This window comes from Actinomadura sp. KC06 (assembly GCF_004348735.1).
GTDB lineage: Bacteria > Actinomycetota > Actinomycetes > Streptosporangiales > Streptosporangiaceae > Spirillospora.
Window position 1 is genome coordinate 24,806 of record NZ_SMKT01000036.1, and the last position, 15,449, is coordinate 40,254.

Annotated in this window: 17 protein-coding genes; 15 read left to right on the top strand and 2 right to left on the bottom strand. The window is 67.2% G+C overall.

The window, feature by feature from the left end; genetic code table 11:
* Positions 1-65: 65 nt before the first annotated feature.
* The 6 genes from E1287_RS14280 (at position 66) to E1287_RS14305 (ending at position 5,183) form a co-directional block, all read left to right on the top strand.
* Positions 66-497: an NfeD family protein gene (locus tag E1287_RS14280; RefSeq protein WP_131965403.1), complete on the top strand. Its 432-nt coding sequence runs from the start codon at positions 66-68 to the stop codon at positions 495-497.
* Between the two features lie 3 nt (positions 498-500).
* Positions 501-1,610: an SPFH domain-containing protein gene (locus tag E1287_RS14285; protein ID WP_131965404.1), complete on the top strand. Its 1,110-nt coding sequence runs from the start codon at positions 501-503 to the stop codon at positions 1,608-1,610.
* A gap of 745 nt (positions 1,611-2,355) precedes the next feature.
* Positions 2,356-3,654 carry a potassium transporter TrkG gene (locus E1287_RS14290; RefSeq protein ID WP_347813971.1) on the top strand — a complete coding sequence of 433 codons (1,299 nt, stop codon included), beginning with the start codon at positions 2,356-2,358 and terminating at the stop codon, positions 3,652-3,654.
* On the top strand, positions 3,647-4,309 hold the full coding sequence (locus E1287_RS14295) for a TrkA family potassium uptake protein (protein ID WP_207934212.1): 663 nt from the start codon (positions 3,647-3,649) through the stop codon (positions 4,307-4,309). Before E1287_RS14290 ends, E1287_RS14295 begins: the two co-directional genes overlap by 8 nt.
* Before the next feature lie 118 nt (positions 4,310-4,427).
* Positions 4,428-4,679 carry a hypothetical protein gene (locus tag E1287_RS45620; RefSeq protein WP_243719004.1) on the top strand — a complete coding sequence of 84 codons (252 nt, stop codon included), beginning with the start codon at positions 4,428-4,430 and terminating at the stop codon, positions 4,677-4,679.
* 111 nt (positions 4,680-4,790) lie between these two features.
* Complete coding sequence (locus tag E1287_RS14305; RefSeq protein WP_131965407.1) at positions 4,791-5,183, top strand: hypothetical protein; 393 nt, start codon at positions 4,791-4,793, stop codon at positions 5,181-5,183.
* Positions 5,184-5,286: 103 nt separating this feature from the next.
* On the opposite strand, the gene E1287_RS14310 is transcribed toward E1287_RS14305, so the two are convergent.
* Positions 5,287-5,958 (bottom strand): hypothetical protein, encoded by a 672-nt coding sequence (locus E1287_RS14310; protein ID WP_131965408.1) that lies wholly within the window; start codon positions 5,956-5,958, stop codon positions 5,287-5,289.
* 99 nt (positions 5,959-6,057) lie between these two features.
* On the bottom strand, positions 6,058-7,317 hold the full coding sequence (locus E1287_RS14315; protein ID WP_131965409.1) for a cation:proton antiporter: 1,260 nt from the start codon (positions 7,315-7,317) through the stop codon (positions 6,058-6,060).
* A 705-nt stretch (positions 7,318-8,022) separates the two neighbouring features.
* On the opposite strand from E1287_RS14315, the gene E1287_RS14320 reads away from it, so the two are divergent.
* The 9 genes from E1287_RS14320 to E1287_RS14360 are packed head-to-tail and all read left to right on the top strand — an operon-like array spanning position 8,023 to position 15,408.
* A complete protein-coding gene (locus E1287_RS14320; protein WP_165969000.1) occupies positions 8,023-8,475 on the top strand; it encodes a Na+/H+ antiporter subunit E in 453 nt (150 codons plus the stop codon).
* Positions 8,475-8,756: a monovalent cation/H+ antiporter complex subunit F gene (locus tag E1287_RS14325; protein ID WP_131965411.1), complete on the top strand. Its 282-nt coding sequence runs from the start codon at positions 8,475-8,477 to the stop codon at positions 8,754-8,756. The genes E1287_RS14320 and E1287_RS14325 overlap by 1 nt, the downstream gene beginning before the upstream one ends.
* Positions 8,753-9,076, top strand: coding sequence for a monovalent cation/H(+) antiporter subunit G (gene mnhG / locus E1287_RS14330; protein WP_131965412.1), 324 nt, complete (start codon positions 8,753-8,755; stop codon positions 9,074-9,076). The genes E1287_RS14325 and mnhG overlap by 4 nt, the downstream gene beginning before the upstream one ends.
* Positions 9,076-10,086, top strand: coding sequence for a DUF4040 domain-containing protein (locus E1287_RS14335; RefSeq protein WP_131965413.1), 1,011 nt, complete (start codon positions 9,076-9,078; stop codon positions 10,084-10,086). Before mnhG ends, E1287_RS14335 begins: the two co-directional genes overlap by 1 nt.
* Positions 10,083-10,499: a cation:proton antiporter subunit C gene (locus E1287_RS14340; protein WP_131965414.1), complete on the top strand. Its 417-nt coding sequence runs from the start codon at positions 10,083-10,085 to the stop codon at positions 10,497-10,499. The genes E1287_RS14335 and E1287_RS14340 overlap by 4 nt, the downstream gene beginning before the upstream one ends.
* Positions 10,496-11,977 (top strand): monovalent cation/H+ antiporter subunit D family protein, encoded by a 1,482-nt coding sequence (locus tag E1287_RS14345; protein WP_131965415.1) that lies wholly within the window; start codon positions 10,496-10,498, stop codon positions 11,975-11,977. Before E1287_RS14340 ends, E1287_RS14345 begins: the two co-directional genes overlap by 4 nt.
* Complete coding sequence (locus tag E1287_RS14350) at positions 11,974-13,467, top strand: proton-conducting transporter membrane subunit (RefSeq protein WP_165969001.1); 1,494 nt, start codon at positions 11,974-11,976, stop codon at positions 13,465-13,467. Before E1287_RS14345 ends, E1287_RS14350 begins: the two co-directional genes overlap by 4 nt.
* Complete coding sequence (locus E1287_RS14355) at positions 13,464-13,733, top strand: hypothetical protein (RefSeq protein WP_131965416.1); 270 nt, start codon at positions 13,464-13,466, stop codon at positions 13,731-13,733. The genes E1287_RS14350 and E1287_RS14355 overlap by 4 nt, the downstream gene beginning before the upstream one ends.
* Entirely contained in the window at positions 13,723-15,408 is a 1,686-nt protein-coding gene (locus tag E1287_RS14360; protein WP_131965417.1) for a Na(+)/H(+) antiporter subunit D, read from the top strand. The genes E1287_RS14355 and E1287_RS14360 overlap by 11 nt, the downstream gene beginning before the upstream one ends.
* The last annotated feature ends 41 nt before the right edge of the window (positions 15,409-15,449 follow it).

A 15,449-nucleotide genomic window follows, 5' to 3' on the forward strand; every position in this document is an offset into this window, starting at 1 on the left:
AGGATGGGGTTGAGGGAGCGTGGTCCGCCATCGCGGACCGCGTCACTTCCTCGGGAGGGGCGCCCATGGACGAGTGGCTCATCTGGTTGATCATCGCGGGGGTCTTGGGCGTGGCCGAGTTCTTCACCCTCACCGCCGCCCTGGGGATACTGGGCGGCGCCGCCCTGATCACCGCCGGGTTCGCCGCGATCGGACTCCCGGCGCCCGCTCAGCTGCTGATCTTCGCCATCGCCGCCACGACCGGGGTCCTGCTCGTCCGCCCCGTCGCCCGGCGGCACATGCGTGGGCCTCAGCGTCAGCGCTTCGGCATTGACGCACTCATCGGTCAGCCCGCCTACGTCACCCAGGAGGTGACCGGGCTCAAGGGCCGAGTCCGCATCGGCGGCGAGGAATGGACGGCCCGCGCCTATGACCAGACCCTGGTGATTCCCGCCGGGGCGACTGCCGACGTCATCGAGATCAGCGGCAGTACCGCACTCATCTACCCCCGGGAGTGAACCATGGAAAACTCGGCCATCCTGATCGCCGGCCTGATCATCGCCGTATTCGCGGGCATCACCGTGCTGCGTGTGGTGCGCATCGTGCCCCAAGCACGCGCTCGCAACATCGAACGACTCGGGCGCTACCACCGCACATTGAAACCCGGACTCAACTTCGTCATCCCTTACATCGACCGGGTCTACCCGGTCATCGACCTGCGGGAACAGGTCGTCTCCTTCAAGCCGCAACCGGTCATCACCGAGGACAACCTGGTGGTGGAGATCGACACCGTGCTGTACTTCCAGGTCACCGACCCGCGTGCGGCCGCCTACGAGATCGCCAACTTCCTGCAGGCCGTCGAGCAGCTCACGGTCACCACCCTGCGCAACGTCGTCGGCTCCATGGACCTGGAACGTACGCTCACCTCCCGCGACACCATCAACAACCAGCTCAGAGGTGTTTTGGACGAGGCCACCGGCAAGTGGGGCCTGCGGGTCAACCGGGTGGAGATCAAGGCCATCGATCCTCCGCAGTCCATCAAGGACGCGATGGAAAAGCAGATGCGGGCCGAGCGGGACAAGCGCGCCGCCATCCTGAGCGCCGAGGGCCAGCGCCAGTCCCAGATCCTCACCGCCGAGGGCGACAAGCAGGCCGTGGTGCTGCGCGCCGAAGGTGACCGGACCGCGCAGGTCCTCAAGGCAGAGGGCCAGTCCCGGGCCATCGACGAGGTGTTCCAGTCCGTGCACCGCAACGACCCCGACCCCAAGCTGCTCGCCTACCAGTACCTCCAGATGCTGCCCGAGCTCGCCCAAGGCCCTGGCAACACGTTCTGGGTGATCCCCAGCGAGGTCACTTCGGCCCTGCAAGACGTCTCCCGCGCCTTCACTCAGGCCCTGCCCAAGTCACCGGCCACCCGAGAGACCTCCTCCGACGAGTTGGCCGAACAGGCCGCCGCCGACACGGCGCAGGCCGCGCAAGCCGCCGCGCAAGCGCTCGCCGACGCCGCCGAGGTCGACGGGACCCCCATCACCCCCGGCGCACCCCGACCTGACACCGTCCCCAACAGCGGCGACGTGCAATCGACCAGCCACGCCGACAACAACCAGACCACGTCATCCTCACGCCCCTGACCATCGGTGCCGACAGGACAAGACAGCAATTGCGGTATGTGCATCTTTGCCTTCCTGAATCGCAGATTAGAGCGGGGCTGATGGCATGTGGTGGTGGCCAGTCCTCGGATTTTTCGCTCTGACATTCGCTTTTGGAGCCGTTTTCGATTGGCGTCTCCGCAGGCGGGGTCATCGGCTCCGAGACGGTGCGGCACTGTCGGCCCAGGCGCGCGAGAACCGTCGCGACGTGCGTGCATGGGACAGAGGCTCGCAAGGACACAGCGGAGCCGACTTGTCTTGGACGCACGAAGCGCGCCGTCGCCGCGGCGGCTGAGCCCACGCCTGACGCACGGCAGTCGTGGACTGGACAGAAAGCGCGATTCCCGTGTCCTTGGCGAGCCTCTCGGCGTCCTGTTCCTGCAGGCAGGTGCGTGACGACGTTCGCGAGTCGTCAAGTAGACGGGGCGTGGCGGTCACTTCCGGGGGACGCAAGTGGCCTCGTGGCCATCGACGAAGACGATCAGGTGGGCGCGCCTGATCTGACGGGCGGCCGGTGAGGTGTGGTGTGGCCTGCCGACTGCGGCAAGGCGAACAATGCGCCGGGCGGAGAGCCGGTCGTGTCTTTCGGTGGCGGTTGTGGTGGTATGTGATCGCGCACTGATGATCTCGTTGGGGAGCCGCACTGTTTCGATCGAGTCGGTTGAGGCTTCGCCGGGGTCCTCGGGGGTCGGCGCTGCTGGAGCGGTTCCAGCATCCGGGCCAGGTCGTGGTCACCGGGTTCGTGGTGACGATCGCGGCCGGGACGCTGCTGCTGTCGCTGCCGCAGGCGACGGCGGAGGCGGAGGGGGCGCACTGGCGGGACGCGCTGTTCACCGCGACCTCGGCGGTGTGCGTGACCGGTCTGGTCACGGTGGATACCGGCGCCTACTGGTCGACGTTCGGTGAGCTGGTCATCCTGGGGTTGATCCAAGTGGGCGGCCTGGGACTGATGACACTGGCGACCTTGTTCGCCGTACTGCTGTCGCGGCGACTGGGCTTGCGGGTCAGGATGGCGGCGCAGGCCGAGACCAAGACCATGCGGATGACCGACGTGCGACGCGTCGTCCGGAACGTGGTCATCTTCAGCCTGGTGTCGGAGACGCTGGTCGCGGGAGTGTTGACCGCGCGGCTGGTGCTGGGCTACGGCGAACCGTTTGGCCGTGCCCTTTATCTGGGCGTGTTTCATGCGGTGTCGGCCTTCAACAATGCCGGGTTCGCGCTGTGGCCCGACAGCCTCGTGCGGTTCGCGACCGACCCCTGGATCAATCTGACGATCTGTGCGGCGATCATCGTCGGCGGGCTCGGTTTCCCGGTGGTGTTCGACCTGGCCCGCAACTGGCGGCGTCCGCGCGTATGGACGATCCTCACTCGGGTCACGGTCGGGATGACGGGGGTGCTGCTCGCCGGTGGGACGGTGGTGCTGACGGCGGCCGAGTGGAAGAACCCCGCGACGTTGGGCGGGATGCAGGAGCCGCAGCGGTGGCTGGCCGGTTTCGCGGCGGCGGTGATGCCGCGCACCGCCGGTTTCAACACCATCGACGTCGCCGCGATGCGGCCGGAGAGCTGGCTGATCACCGACGTGCTGATGTTCATCGGCGGCGGCAGCGCCGGCACCGCCGGCGGGATCAAGGTCACCACCTTCGGGCTGCTGGGGTTCGTGCTGTGGGCCGAGATGCGCGGGGAGACCCACGTGAACGTCAGCCATCGCAGGCTCCCCGAAGGCACGCAGCGTCAGGCGATGGCGATCGTGCTGCTGAGCCTGGGACTGATCACCGCCGTGACATTCGCCCTGCTGGCCATGACCCACCATTCGCTGGACCAGGTACTGTTCGAGGTCACCTCGGCGTTCGGCACCGTCGGCCTCTCCACCGGCATCACCGCCGGCCTTCCGGCGGCCGGGCACCTGCTGCTGATCGCGCTGATGTTCCTGGGACGCATCGGGCCGCTGACGTTCGCCACCGCGCTGGCGCTGCGCGAGCGCGCCGCCCGCTACGAGCTACCGGAGGAGCGACCCATCGTTGGCTGACCACGGAAACGACCCGGTCGTGGTGATCGGGCTGGGACGGTTCGGCACCGCGCTGGCGCTGGAGCTGGCCAAGCGCGGTACCGAGGTGCTGGCCATCGACCACCGCCCCAAGATCGTCCAAGCGCTGTCGGGGCGGCTGACGCATATCGTCGCCGCGGACGCCACCGACCTGGAAGCGCTGCGCGAACTCGGCGTCACCGAGTTCCGCCGGGCGGTGGTCGCCATCGGCAGTGACCTGGAGGCCAGCATCCTGACCACGTCGCTGCTGGCCGAGCTGGAAGTCGACGACATCTGGGCCAAGGCCGTGACCCATCAGCACAAGCGCATCCTGGAACGGATCGGCGCCCACCACATCGTGCTGCCCGAGAACGACATGGGCGAGCGCGTCGCGCATCTGGTCAGCGGCCGCATGCTCGACTACATCGAGGTGGACGCGGACTTCGCCCTGGTCAAGACCCATCCACCCCGCGACCTCGTCAATGTGCCGCTGGGCGAGACCCGACTTCGCTCCAAACACGGTGTGACGGTGGTGTGCGTGAAGTCCGTCGGTGAGCAGTTCACGTATGCCACCGCCGACACCGTCCTGCAGTACGGCGATGTCATCCTGGTCGCCGGGCCCATCGCCAAGGTCGAACGCTTCACCGAACGCATCTGACTGGCAGGGCGGCTACGTGGCCTAGCGCCACCGCCATCCTCTCGAGTACCGGTGTGCGTTCATGACCGAGTAGGTCGGCGACACTCTTACCTGCGAGATGCGCGCACAACCTATCGGCATGGCCTTCGTCATAGACACGCGCGAGTGTCGGAGCGTCGCGGACGTAGTGCGGTATGACGGAACGAAGCAGTTGCGTTCCGGGGAGAACGGCCTTGGGGTGGTGCCGTTCATCGACCACGATCAAGCCGGGAAGCCCATTCTCGGCCAGCAACCGGGCGGCCTCGGCGGCGCTGCTGTCAGGAGTGACGGTGGGAAACTCGACGGCGAGTTCACGTGCGCGCACGGCTTCCACGGTACACGCCGGTCCTGACGACCAATCTCTGACGAATTAGGGCGAGATTCCGCCACGACACCGGTTGTCGTCCAGGGGTTTCACCGAGTCGAAGCCGCCGAACGGGTCGTTATGGGTGCGTCGACCGGCATGGTGGTGGACGATGGAGATCTGCGGCGACAGCGCGAGGTTGCAATGATCGACATCCCGGCACTCCTCGGCGTGTTCGTCGGGTTCGCCTTGAGCGTGACCGGGCTGCTGGGGGCTCAGGCACAGCCCGTCCACGGCGGTCGCGACGGCAGCGGCACGTCCGATGAACGACCTGATACGCGAGCATGGGGCGCCGCCCAAGCCGTGGCGGGACCGTGGCTCCTGGCCGCAGGAATCGCCGATCTCCTGGCCGGGGCGGTTCTGTTCGGCATGCCGCCCGATGGACCGTGGATTCCCGTATTGATCATGGCATTCGTCCTCACCGTCCTGCTGCTCGCGGTCGCGGCGCTGATGAGTGTCCGGGAGGTAACGGCCTGGCAGGACGATCTCTAGAGGACCGGCGGGCGGCATCCGGATATCAATGGAAGCAGCTGTTCGTCCTTACCGCTGTAGCTGAGAGGCGCCCCAAGGGTGTGACTCGCTTGTGGCCAGAGGCTCAGAATGGGGTCCGTCCTGTCCTGGCCGCGTCTGCGAGCACCGTTCCCAGCGCGGGATCGGCCATGGGCTCTGCGGGGGCCGGCGCCGGCCGGGTGACCGAGGTCCGGCGTTGGAGGAGATAGCGGAAGAAGTCAGCCTGCCAGCGCGAATCCGGCTTCGGGTGAGTGGTCGAGAGGACGTCGGCGAACCGGGGCCCTCGCCCTGGGAGGTCGAACTCGGTGGCGGATTCCTCGTTGTAGAGCCTTTTCGCGGCGTCGGCGATGCCGCGTTGGATCGGTTTGCTGAGGCGTCCGCCGTGCCGGTCGAGGCAGTAGCCGAGCATGGCGCCGGGCTCGTCGGCGCGCTGCAGGACGAGATCGATGATCCTCCGGTTGCCGCCCGCGTCCCCGCCCGTGTCCAACAGCGCTCGCACCATCTCGACCGCGCCGACGATCGCGGCCGGGGCCAGGGCTTCAGAGGCGCGCAGCCAGGCGATGCAGCGCAGCATCCACAGGCTGTCGGTGGCGGCGATTCTTCCGACCAGACTGGCGAATCGATCGTTGTCGGGGGCGTACCAGTCGATGCCCTGGACGGCACCGTCCGCGAGCAGCCGCAACAACTCGGCCTTGGTCTCGAAGTCATCAGGTTCAGATCCGGGCTTGGCCGGCTGCGGCGGTCCGGATGCGGTCATGTGAGACTCCAGCGATCTCCACTGTGGCGGACTGCTACGGAATCGGTGACGCACGTGGGGCTGAAGGCCCTCGCCTTTGACGTCACCTTCCGGAATTGGTCACAACGAGTGCTCTTCGGTGGGCGGGTCGGTTCGCTTGGGTCTGCGCACGAGTGTCCGCGCCCTGCCGAGCACGGGGCCGAACCAGGCGGGCACCTCGCGTTCGTCGTCGAAGCCCCGCGCGACCACGACATCGGTCGAGGAGTGCGCCAGGATGGACAATGCGATGGTGGCCGCGACCAGGTGGAAGATCTGGTCGGCGGCCGAGATGCCCGATTCGAGCACCAGCAGCCCGTACACGACCGACGCGAAACCCTTGGGGCCGAACCACATCACCGCGGCCTGCTCGCGAGCGGTCAACCCGGAACGCAGGAACGACAGCCAGATGGCCACCGGCCTCGCGGCCACCAGGGCCAGCACGGCGAAGACCCAGCCCCGCAAGCCGACATCGCCGAGGAACGCCGGGCTCAGCAGCGCACCGAAGATCAGCAGCGCGGCCAGCTTGAGCAGCTCGGCGACCAGTTCCCCGAACTCCTCGAACGCTCGACGATGCTGGTCGCCGATGGTGGCGACGGTGACACCGGCCGCGAAGGCCGCCAGGAACAGGTTGCCGTGCGTGGCCTTGCCCAGCGCCAGGACCAGCAGGCCGATCGCGACCGCGTTGAGCGGCTCGTACTTGGCGGAGATGGCGAACAGCCGGGTGCGCTCAAGCATGATCGCCGCCCACGGCACGGCCACGCCGATGACCAGCCCGAGAGCGAGCTCGGAGCCGAGCTCGCCCAGATGCAGGTCGTCCGACCCCTGGGCGATGGCCAGGAACAGCACCACGAACGGCAGGATCATCCCGTCGTTGACGCCGGACTCGACGTTCAGCAGATGCCGCAGACGCGGCGGCACGCGCTCGTTGCCGACCAGCGCGGCCGCGAACACCGGGTCAGTGGGGGTGAGCACCGCGGCGATCAGCAGCGACTCCACCCAGCCCAAGCCCACCACGTAGTGCGCCAGACCGGTGGTCACAAGCAAGGTCAGCGGCAATCCCCAGCCCAGGGCGCGTCCCGGCAGGCGCCAGGCGCTGCGCAGATCCTGCCACCCGGCGTGCATCCCATCGGTGAACAGCACGGCGAAAAGCGCGAGTTCGGCCAACCCGTAGACCAGCGAGTCGCCCGGCTGGACCTCCACCACCCCGGTGACACCGTCACCGAGCAGGAAGCCGCCGACCAGGAATAGCGCCGCGGTGGACAGGACCGTGCGGTTGGCCAGGCTGGACACTAGGACGGCCAACAGCAGCAGGGCCGCGAAGACGGTGAGCAGTGCAGTCATCGGCACATTCCCGGGGGACGATCGGACAGAATCGCCGACCAGACTTCCCGGCACACCGACTCACGACCTTAACGGGAACTCCACCGATTGCCTAACGAGAAAGGCCAAGCACCCCGGGGCCGCCGGGCGACGATCGTCCGTCGCCACCTTCGGCGTCATCACGCGATCACGCTGGCACCACCCGAGCAGGTGGGCTGCCGTGTCGCTCCAGGTTCGGCACACGAGCAGGTCGGCGCGGAGATGACGTGATGATCACCAGAGAGCCTGTGTGGTCATCTGGCGCGAATCCCGTTAGGGTCGTGAACTGGTGTGCCGGGAAGTCTGGTCGGCGAGTCCTGACCGAACGTCTCTCGGAGTGCGTCTATGACCTTCCCACTCACCGCTTTCACGGCTCGGCCGCGGGCAGCCGGTGGCCCCGCATCGCCGAGACCGGCCAGGCTCCCCCGCCTCGGTGTACCAGATGAGCGAATCATCTGGGCGAACGCCGCACTCGTCACCTCGTTCCTTGCGCCGGTCCCGCGGACCATGCGCGTCGGTGAAACAGATCGCGCCCCGAACGGCGCATGATCGGCGGAGTCATACAACGGCAGGCCCCCTCGCCACGCTCGAAGATCGTCCGCAGTCCAGGTGGAAGATCGGTACGGGAGAAGGATGTCCACAAGGAATGTGCGAGATTCGAGGCGTCGCGCCACGGCGCTGAAACTGATGCCGTTGCTCGCGGCCTTCTGGCTGATGATATCCGGGCACTATACGCCGCTGCTGCTGATACTTGGCGCATTCTCCGTGGTTCTGGTGATCTGGGTGGTACTGCGAATGGCGGTCATCGATGAGGAGAGTCTCCCACTGCGGCTTCTGCCGCGCCTGCCGCGCTATCTGCTGTGGCTGGGCGGGCAGATCCTTCTTTCGGCGCTGACGGTTGTGCGACTGGTGTGGTCGCCGCGGAGGCGGCCCCGTCCCGTCGTCGCCACGATACCGACCACCGGCCTGCCGGACTTGTCGAAGGTCGTTTACGCGAACTCGATCACATTGACGCCGGGAACGCTCTCGGTTTCTTTTCGGGAGGAGGATATCGAGGTTCACAGCATTCACCAGGAGGGCATCACCGAACTAGAGGGCGGCGCGATGCTGGACCGTGTCACAAGGCTGGAGGCGCGCTGATGCTCGTCGCCGCCGTCGTCGCGCTTCTCGTCGCCATGGCCCTGGCCCTGGCCCGAGCATTCCTGGGACCCAGGCTTTACAACAGGATATTGGCGATCAATGTATTCGGAACGAAGACCGTTCTCTTCATCGCGGTGGTCGGAACGATTTCAGGCCGATCGTACATATTCGAGATCGCATTGCTCTACGCACTGGTCAATTTCGTGACCACGATCGCCGTGCTGCGCCTGACCCACCTTGAGGAATTGCTGCCCGAGACCGGCGTGGGGAAGGCGCGGTGAACGTCTCCCTGCTCATCGATGCCGCGAGCGGCGCGCTGCTGCTGGCCGGTTGCGCGCTCGTGGTCTCGGGGGGCGTCGGCCTATTGCGGTTCCCGGACTTCTACACGCGCACGCACGCCGGCAGCCTCACCGACACCGCCGGAGCGAGCCTGCTGATCCTGGGTCTGCTCCTGCAGGTGGAGAGCTGGCAGAGCGCGGTCAGACTGGTGTTGATCTTGTTGTTCATGATGCTGACGGGTCCGACCGCCGCGCATGCGCTCGCACAGGCGGCGCGCCGGGACGGCGAGCGGCTCCCTGCCGAAGGCGAGAGCCGTCGCTGATGTCGCTGCTGGTGCTGATGAACGTCTCGTTGTTCGCCCTGCTCGTGGCCACCGCGATCGCCGTCACGCGGCTGCGCGCGCTCTACGAGGCGACCATGCTGACCGCGCTGGCCGGACTGCTGTCGGCGAGCCTGTTCGTATCCCTGGACGCGCTGGACGTGGCCATCACCGAAGCGGCCGTGGGGACGGGGATCAGCACGGTCCTGTTCCTCGTGGCGCTGGCGCTGACCCGTTCACGTGAGGCGGTCACGCCTCGCCGCAAACTCTGGTCGGGCGCGGCGGTGGCCCTGCTGCTGGGCGCCACCTTGGTCTACGCGAGCCAGGACCTGCCGTCCTTCGCCGAACCGGACACGCCCGTACAGACCCATCCGGTGACCGAGACCTATCTTCAGGATTCACAGAAGGACGTCGGTATTCCGAACACCGTCGCAGCAGTTCTGGCCAGCTATCGCGGCTATGACACTCTAGGCGAATTGGTCGTGATTTTCACGGCGGGAGTCACCGTGCCGCTTCTGCTGATGCGGACACGGCGGCGCACCGACCGCGACGGGCATGAAGAGCGCGACGAAGCGCGAGCGAACGTGATGAGCGAGTACCGAGTCCTTCGTGTCGCCAGCAAGATATTGATACCCTTCATACTTATTTTCGCGTGCTATGTCCTCTTCCACGGCGATTATGGTCCGGGCGGAGGATTCCAGGCAGGTGTGATCTTCGCGGCCGGCTTCGTCCTCTACGGGCTGGTTTTCGGCATCAGAAGTGTCGAACGTGTCTTGCCGTGGCCGGTGATGCTGGCCCTCCTGCCGGCGGGCGTACTGCTCTACGCCGGTCTCGGTATCGTGAACATGGCCTTGGGCGGCTCGTTCCTCGACTACGGCACTCTCGTGCCCGACCATCCCAAGGAAGGTCAGCATCTCGGCATTCTGGTCATCGAGACCGGGGTGGGAATCACGGTGGCCGCCGTGCTGATTGCGGTGTTCTACAGTTTCGCCAATCGTGGAGCGCGTCGGTGATCGGCGGCCACTATATCTACTGGCTCTCCTTCACCATGATGGTGATCGGCCTGTACACGGTCATCAGCCACGGCAACCTGGTGAAGAAGCTGATCGGCCTGAACCTTTTCCAGATCGGCGTGTTCATGTTCTACATCTCCCTCGGGAAGGTCAAGGGAGGACGGGCACCGATCATCGAAAAGGGCGTCGAAACCTACTCCCATCCATTGCCGCATGTACTGATCCTCACAGCGATCGTCGTCGGTGTCGCCACCACATCGCTGGGGCTCGCGCTCGCGGTGCGGATCTATGAGGCCTACGGCACGCTCGAGGAGAACGAGGTCATCGAGCGGGACAAGGCCGACGACGGACCGTCCTCCGGCCACCCACCGCCATCCAATGGACGAGCTCCGCTCGACGGGGATTCGTCGTGACGGCCCAGTTGCCCGCGCTGCAGGTCGTGATCCCGTTGCTGTGCGCTCCGCTGTGCGCGCTCCTGCGTTCCCGGACGGTCGCCTGGCTGCTGTTCCTGATCGCCTCGGCGGCATCGCTGGCCTGCGCCTCGGTGATGGCCTGGCACGTCGCCCGGGGCGAGGTGTTCCGCTACGCCATGGGCGGATGGCGGCCGCCGGCGGGCATCGAGTACGTGATCGACAAGGCCAACGTTCCGGTGCTGATCCTGGTGTCGGCCATCGGGCTGGCCGCGGCCGTCTACAGCCGGCGGAGCATCGCGGCTGAGATCGAGGCGCCGAAGGTTCCGCTGTTCTACGCCTGCCTCTGCCTGAACCTGACGGGTCTGCTCGGGATCACGGCCACCGGCGACGCCTTCAACGCTTTCGTCTTCCTGGAGATCACCTCGCTGTCCTCGTACGCGCTGGTCGCCATGGGACGGCGCAAGCGGGCGCTTCTGGCCGCGTTGCAGTACCTGATCGTCGGAACCATCGGCGCCACGTTCGTGCTGATCGGGATCGGGCTGGCCTACGCCGTGACCGGGACGCTCAACATGGCCGATCTGGCGCAGCGGCTCCCCGACATCTACGGCAACCGCGCTCTGGCCGCGGCGGTCATCTTCGTGTTCGTGGGGCTGGCCATCAAGATGGCCCTGTTCCCCCTACACGCCTGGCTGCCGGACGCCTACGCGGAGGCGCCGTCGGCGGTCTCCATGTTCCTGTCGGCCACCAACACCAAGGTGGCGATCTATGCGTTGCTGCGCTTCGCGTTCGGCGTCTTCGGGGCGGCGCTGGTCTTCGGCAGGATGCCGATTACCGAGATCGGGCTCCTGCTGGCCTGCCTGGCCATGCTGGTCGCCTCCGCAGTCGCCTGCTTCCAGACCGACTTCAAGTACCTGCTGGCCTGGTCGAGCATCGCCCAGGTCGGGTACATCGTCGCCGGGTTCAGTCTCGCGACCGCCGATGGCCTGACCGCCGCCTACCTGCACATCATCAACCACGCGTTGATCAAGGGCGCGCTGTTCGCCGCGGCGGGGATCGTGGTGCTGCGGCTCGGTTCGGCGCGGCTGCCGGCGATGGCGGGGCTCAGCCGGAGCATGCCGTGGACGTTCGCCGCGATCGTCCTGGCCGGGCTCGGACTGGTCGGGGTGCCGCCGACGGCCGGGTTCGTCAGCAAATGGGTGCTCGCGGAGGCGCTCATCGAGGAAGGGCGCTGGGCGGTCCTGGCGGTGCTGCTGATCAGTTCCCTGCTGTCCCTGGTCTATGTGGGGCGGGTCATCGAGATCGGCTGGTTTCGCCGTCCCGCCGAGCCGGAGCCCGTGACGGCGGCGAGACCACCGCTGTCCATGGCCGCCGCGACCTGGTCGCTCGTCCTGCTGTCACTGGTGTTCGGTCTGGCGCCGGGCTGGCCGATGAGCCTGGCCGAAGACGCTGCGGCCGCCCTGCTGGGAGTCGCGGAATGAGCGTCCAGTCCGCCGGCTGGCTGTCGCCCGACGCCGCGGTCGCCCTGCCGGCCGCTGTGGCGGTGCCGCTGTTGGGCGGTCTGGCGGTACTTGCCCTCCGGCGCCATTCCAACCTGCGTGAGGCGGCCTCGCTGGTGGCCGGCGTGGTGGTGGCGGCGATGGTTCTCTCGCTGTGGCCCGCGGTGGACGACGGGCTGCGTTTCCGGCTGTGGGACTGGCTGCCGGGCATCTCGCTGGTGTTCACACTGGAACCGCTCGGGCTGCTGTTCGCGACCGTCGCCGCGCTGCTGTGGCCGGTGACGACCCTGTACGCCATCGGCTACATGCGCGGAAACCTGCAGCGCCGCCAGACCCGCTTCTACTTCTTCTTCGCCCTGTCCATCGCGGCGGCGTTGTGGATCGCGTTCGCCGGCAACCTGGCCACGTTGTTCATCGGCTACGAGGTCCTGACGCTGTCGACGTGGCCGCTGGTCATCCACTCGGGCAACGAACAGGCCAAACGCGGCGGACGCGTCTATCTGGTGCTGTTGCTGACGACCTCGATCGGCCTGCTGCTTCCGGCTCTCGTGTGGACGGCGATCCTGGCCGGGACCACCGATTTCGTGCCCGGTGGGATTCTGGAGGGCAAGACGGGCGCCGCCACCCTGACGGTGCTGTACGCGCTCTACCTGTTCGGTATCGGGAAGGCAGCGCTGTTCCCCTTCCACCGCTGGCTGCCGGGAGCCATGGTGGCGCCCACGCCGGTGTCGGCCCTGCTGCACGCGGTGGCGGTGGTCAAGGCTGGCGTGTTCACGGTGCTCAAGGTCTCGATCTACGTCTTCGGCCTGGACACCCTCGACGTCACCGGAGCGGCGGAGCCGATGATGTGGGTCGCGGCGGTCACGCTGCTGGGGGCGGGCCTGATCGCGGTCACGCGCGACGATCTCAAGGAGCGGCTGGCCTACTCGACGGTGAGCCAGCTGGCCTACATCGTGCTCGCCGCCACGCTGGCCAACGACCTCGCCGCCACGGGCGGCGCGCTGCACATCGTCAACCACGCCGCCGCCAAGATCACTCTGTTCTTCTGCGCCGGTGCCGTCTACACCGCGACGAACCGGACACGGGTCAGCGAGCTCGACGGGCTCGGCCGCGCCATGCCCTGGACGTTCGGGGCCTTCCTGGTCGCCGCGGTCTCCATCGTCGGGTTGCCCCCGCTGGGCGGTGTCTGGAGCAAATGGCTGCTCCTTCTGGGAGCGGCCGACGCGGGGCAGACCGTGATGTTCGGCGTCCTGCTGGTGGGGTCCCTGCTGTCGCTGGCCTACCTGATGCCGATCCCGGTGCGGGCGTTCTTCCGACCGCCCGCCGAGCCGCCCGCAGGGCCGGGCGGCTCTGGTGAGGCGCCGTGGACCCTGGTGCTCCCGCTGGTCCTGACCGCCGTGGCCTGCGTGGCCCTGTTCGCCGGAGTCGATGCGGTCATCGCCCCCCTCAACGAGGTCTTGGAGTCGCCGTGAAAGACGATCATCGTTGGCTGGACGAGCCCCGCAACGTCGACCGTCTCGTCCATGGCCTCTACGGCCTGTGCGCCTTGGTGTTCCTCGTCGATCTGCTCTACACCAAGCACCCGTTCTTCGATGTCGAGAATCTCTTCGGCTTCTACGCCGCCTTCGGCTTCCTCGGCAGCGTGACTCTGGTGCTAGTGGCCAAGCAACTGCGCCGGGTGCTGATGCGCCGCGAGGACTTCTACGAGCGGCCAGAGCGGACCGACGATGACGATTAACCCGGCGCTGCTGCTCATCGTCGGCGCGCTGCCCATCCCGCTGCTGAACGGCCGGGTGCGCGCGGCTTGGATGATGCTGCTTCCGCTCGTTGCGCTGGTGACCCTGTGGACTCTGCCCGAGGGCGTCCACGGCGGTTTCGAGATGCTCGGCCTTGAGCTGGAGCCGTTGCGGGTGGACGCCCTCGCGCGAGTCTTCGCGACGGCCTTCCTCGTGGCGGCCTTCATCTCGATGATCTACGCCCTGAACGTGCGGGACCGGATGCAGCAGACCGTGATCCCCATCTACGCCTCGTCCGCTGTCGGCGGGGCGCTCGCCGGCGACCTGCTCACGCTCTTCGTCTTCTGGGAGCTGGCCGGCCTGTCCTCGGTGTTCCTGATCTGGGCGCGGCGCACCGAGCGGGCCTACCGCGCGGGGATGCGCTATCTCGTCGCGCAGGTCGCCTCGGGCCTGCTGATGCTGGGCGGCATCGTCCTGCACGTGCAGTCCGGGGCCGGTCTGGAGTTCGGCTTCATCGGGGTGACCGGAGCCGGCGGCGTGCTGATCCTGCTCGCCGTCGGGATCAAGTGCGCCTTCCCCGTCCTGCACGCCTGGCTGCAGGACACCTACCCGGAGGCCACCATCGTCGGCACCGTGGCGCTGTCGGCGTTCACCACCAAGTTCGCCGTCTACGTGCTGGCCCGCGGCTTCCCCGGAACCGGGGCGCTGGTGTGGGTGGGCGTGGCGATGGCCTGCTTCCCGATCTTCTACGCCGTGATCGAGAACGACCTGCGCCGGGTGCTGGCCTACAGCATGATCAACCAGCTCGGTTTCATGGTCGCCGCGGTCGGGGTCGGCGGCGCGCTCGGGGTCAACGGCGCGGCGGCGCACGCGTTCGCCGACATCCTGTTCAAGGGCCTGCTGTTCATGAGCATGGGCGCGGTCCTGCTGCGCACCGGGACGACCAAAGGATCAGAACTGGGCGGGCTCTACAAGTCAATGCCGCAGACCATGATCCTTTGCGTCGTCGGAGCCGCGTCCATCTCCGCCTTCCCGCTCTTCTCCGGATTCGCCACCAAATCGATCATCATGGAGGCGGTCGCGGAGGAGCACCGCACCGCCGTCTGGCTGCTGCTCCTGTTCGCCTCGGCCGGGGTGTTCCACCACGCCGGAATCAAGATCCCCTTCTTCGCCTTCTTCGCCCATGACCGGGGGCACCGGGTCGCCGAAGCGCCGCTGAACATGCGCCTCGCGATGGGTCTGGCCGCGGCCTGCTCCATCACCATCGGAGTGGCGCCGAACCTGCTGTACGGCCTGCTGCCCTACGAGATGGACTACTCGGCCTACACGGTTCCGCACGTGGTCAACCAGGTGCAGCTGCTGCTGCTCGCCTCGATGGCGTTCACCGTGCTGATGCGGACCGGTCTCTACCCGCCCGAGCTGCCCTCGGTGAACCTGGACGCCGACGTGCTCTACCGCCGCTACCTGCCCCGCTTCTGGCGCACGGGACTCCGGGGAGCGACGCGCGCGCGGGACCAGATCGCCAAGCCCCTACAGCGCAGGGCCGAACGCGCCTCCGCCATCGCCTTCCGGCCCCTGCAGGCGCGAGGGTGGCTCGGGGTCCCGTGGCCCACCGACGTCATGGTCTTGTGGGTGGCGCTGCTTCTCGGCCTCTTCCTGTTGGTCTCTCTTCTCTGATTCAGTGCGACCTTGCAGTTTCTCGCCTTTAAAAGGCCTTG

Bases quoted from the DNA above. Each gene is read 5' to 3' on its own strand.
- E1287_RS14280 (WP_131965403.1), top strand. From the start codon at position 66: ATGGACGAGTGGCTCATCTGGTTGATCATCGCGGGGGTCTTGGGCGTG.
- E1287_RS14285 (WP_131965404.1), top strand. From the start codon at position 501: ATGGAAAACTCGGCCATCCTGATCGCCGGCCTGATCATCGCCGTATTC.
- E1287_RS45620 (WP_243719004.1), top strand. From the start codon at position 4,428: ATGGCCTTCGTCATAGACACGCGCGAGTGTCGGAGCGTCGCGGACGTA.
- E1287_RS14305 (WP_131965407.1), top strand. From the start codon at position 4,791: ATGGTGGTGGACGATGGAGATCTGCGGCGACAGCGCGAGGTTGCAATG.
- E1287_RS14310 (WP_131965408.1), bottom strand. From the start codon at position 5,958: ATGACCGCATCCGGACCGCCGCAGCCGGCCAAGCCCGGATCTGAACCT.
- E1287_RS14315 (WP_131965409.1), bottom strand. From the start codon at position 7,317: ATGACTGCACTGCTCACCGTCTTCGCGGCCCTGCTGCTGTTGGCCGTC.
- E1287_RS14320 (WP_165969000.1), top strand. From the start codon at position 8,023: ATGCCGTTGCTCGCGGCCTTCTGGCTGATGATATCCGGGCACTATACG.
- E1287_RS14325 (WP_131965411.1), top strand. From the start codon at position 8,475: ATGCTCGTCGCCGCCGTCGTCGCGCTTCTCGTCGCCATGGCCCTGGCC.
- E1287_RS14335 (WP_131965413.1), top strand. From the start codon at position 9,076: ATGTCGCTGCTGGTGCTGATGAACGTCTCGTTGTTCGCCCTGCTCGTG.
- E1287_RS14350 (WP_165969001.1), top strand. From the start codon at position 11,974: ATGAGCGTCCAGTCCGCCGGCTGGCTGTCGCCCGACGCCGCGGTCGCC.
- E1287_RS14360 (WP_131965417.1), top strand. From the start codon at position 13,723: ATGACGATTAACCCGGCGCTGCTGCTCATCGTCGGCGCGCTGCCCATC.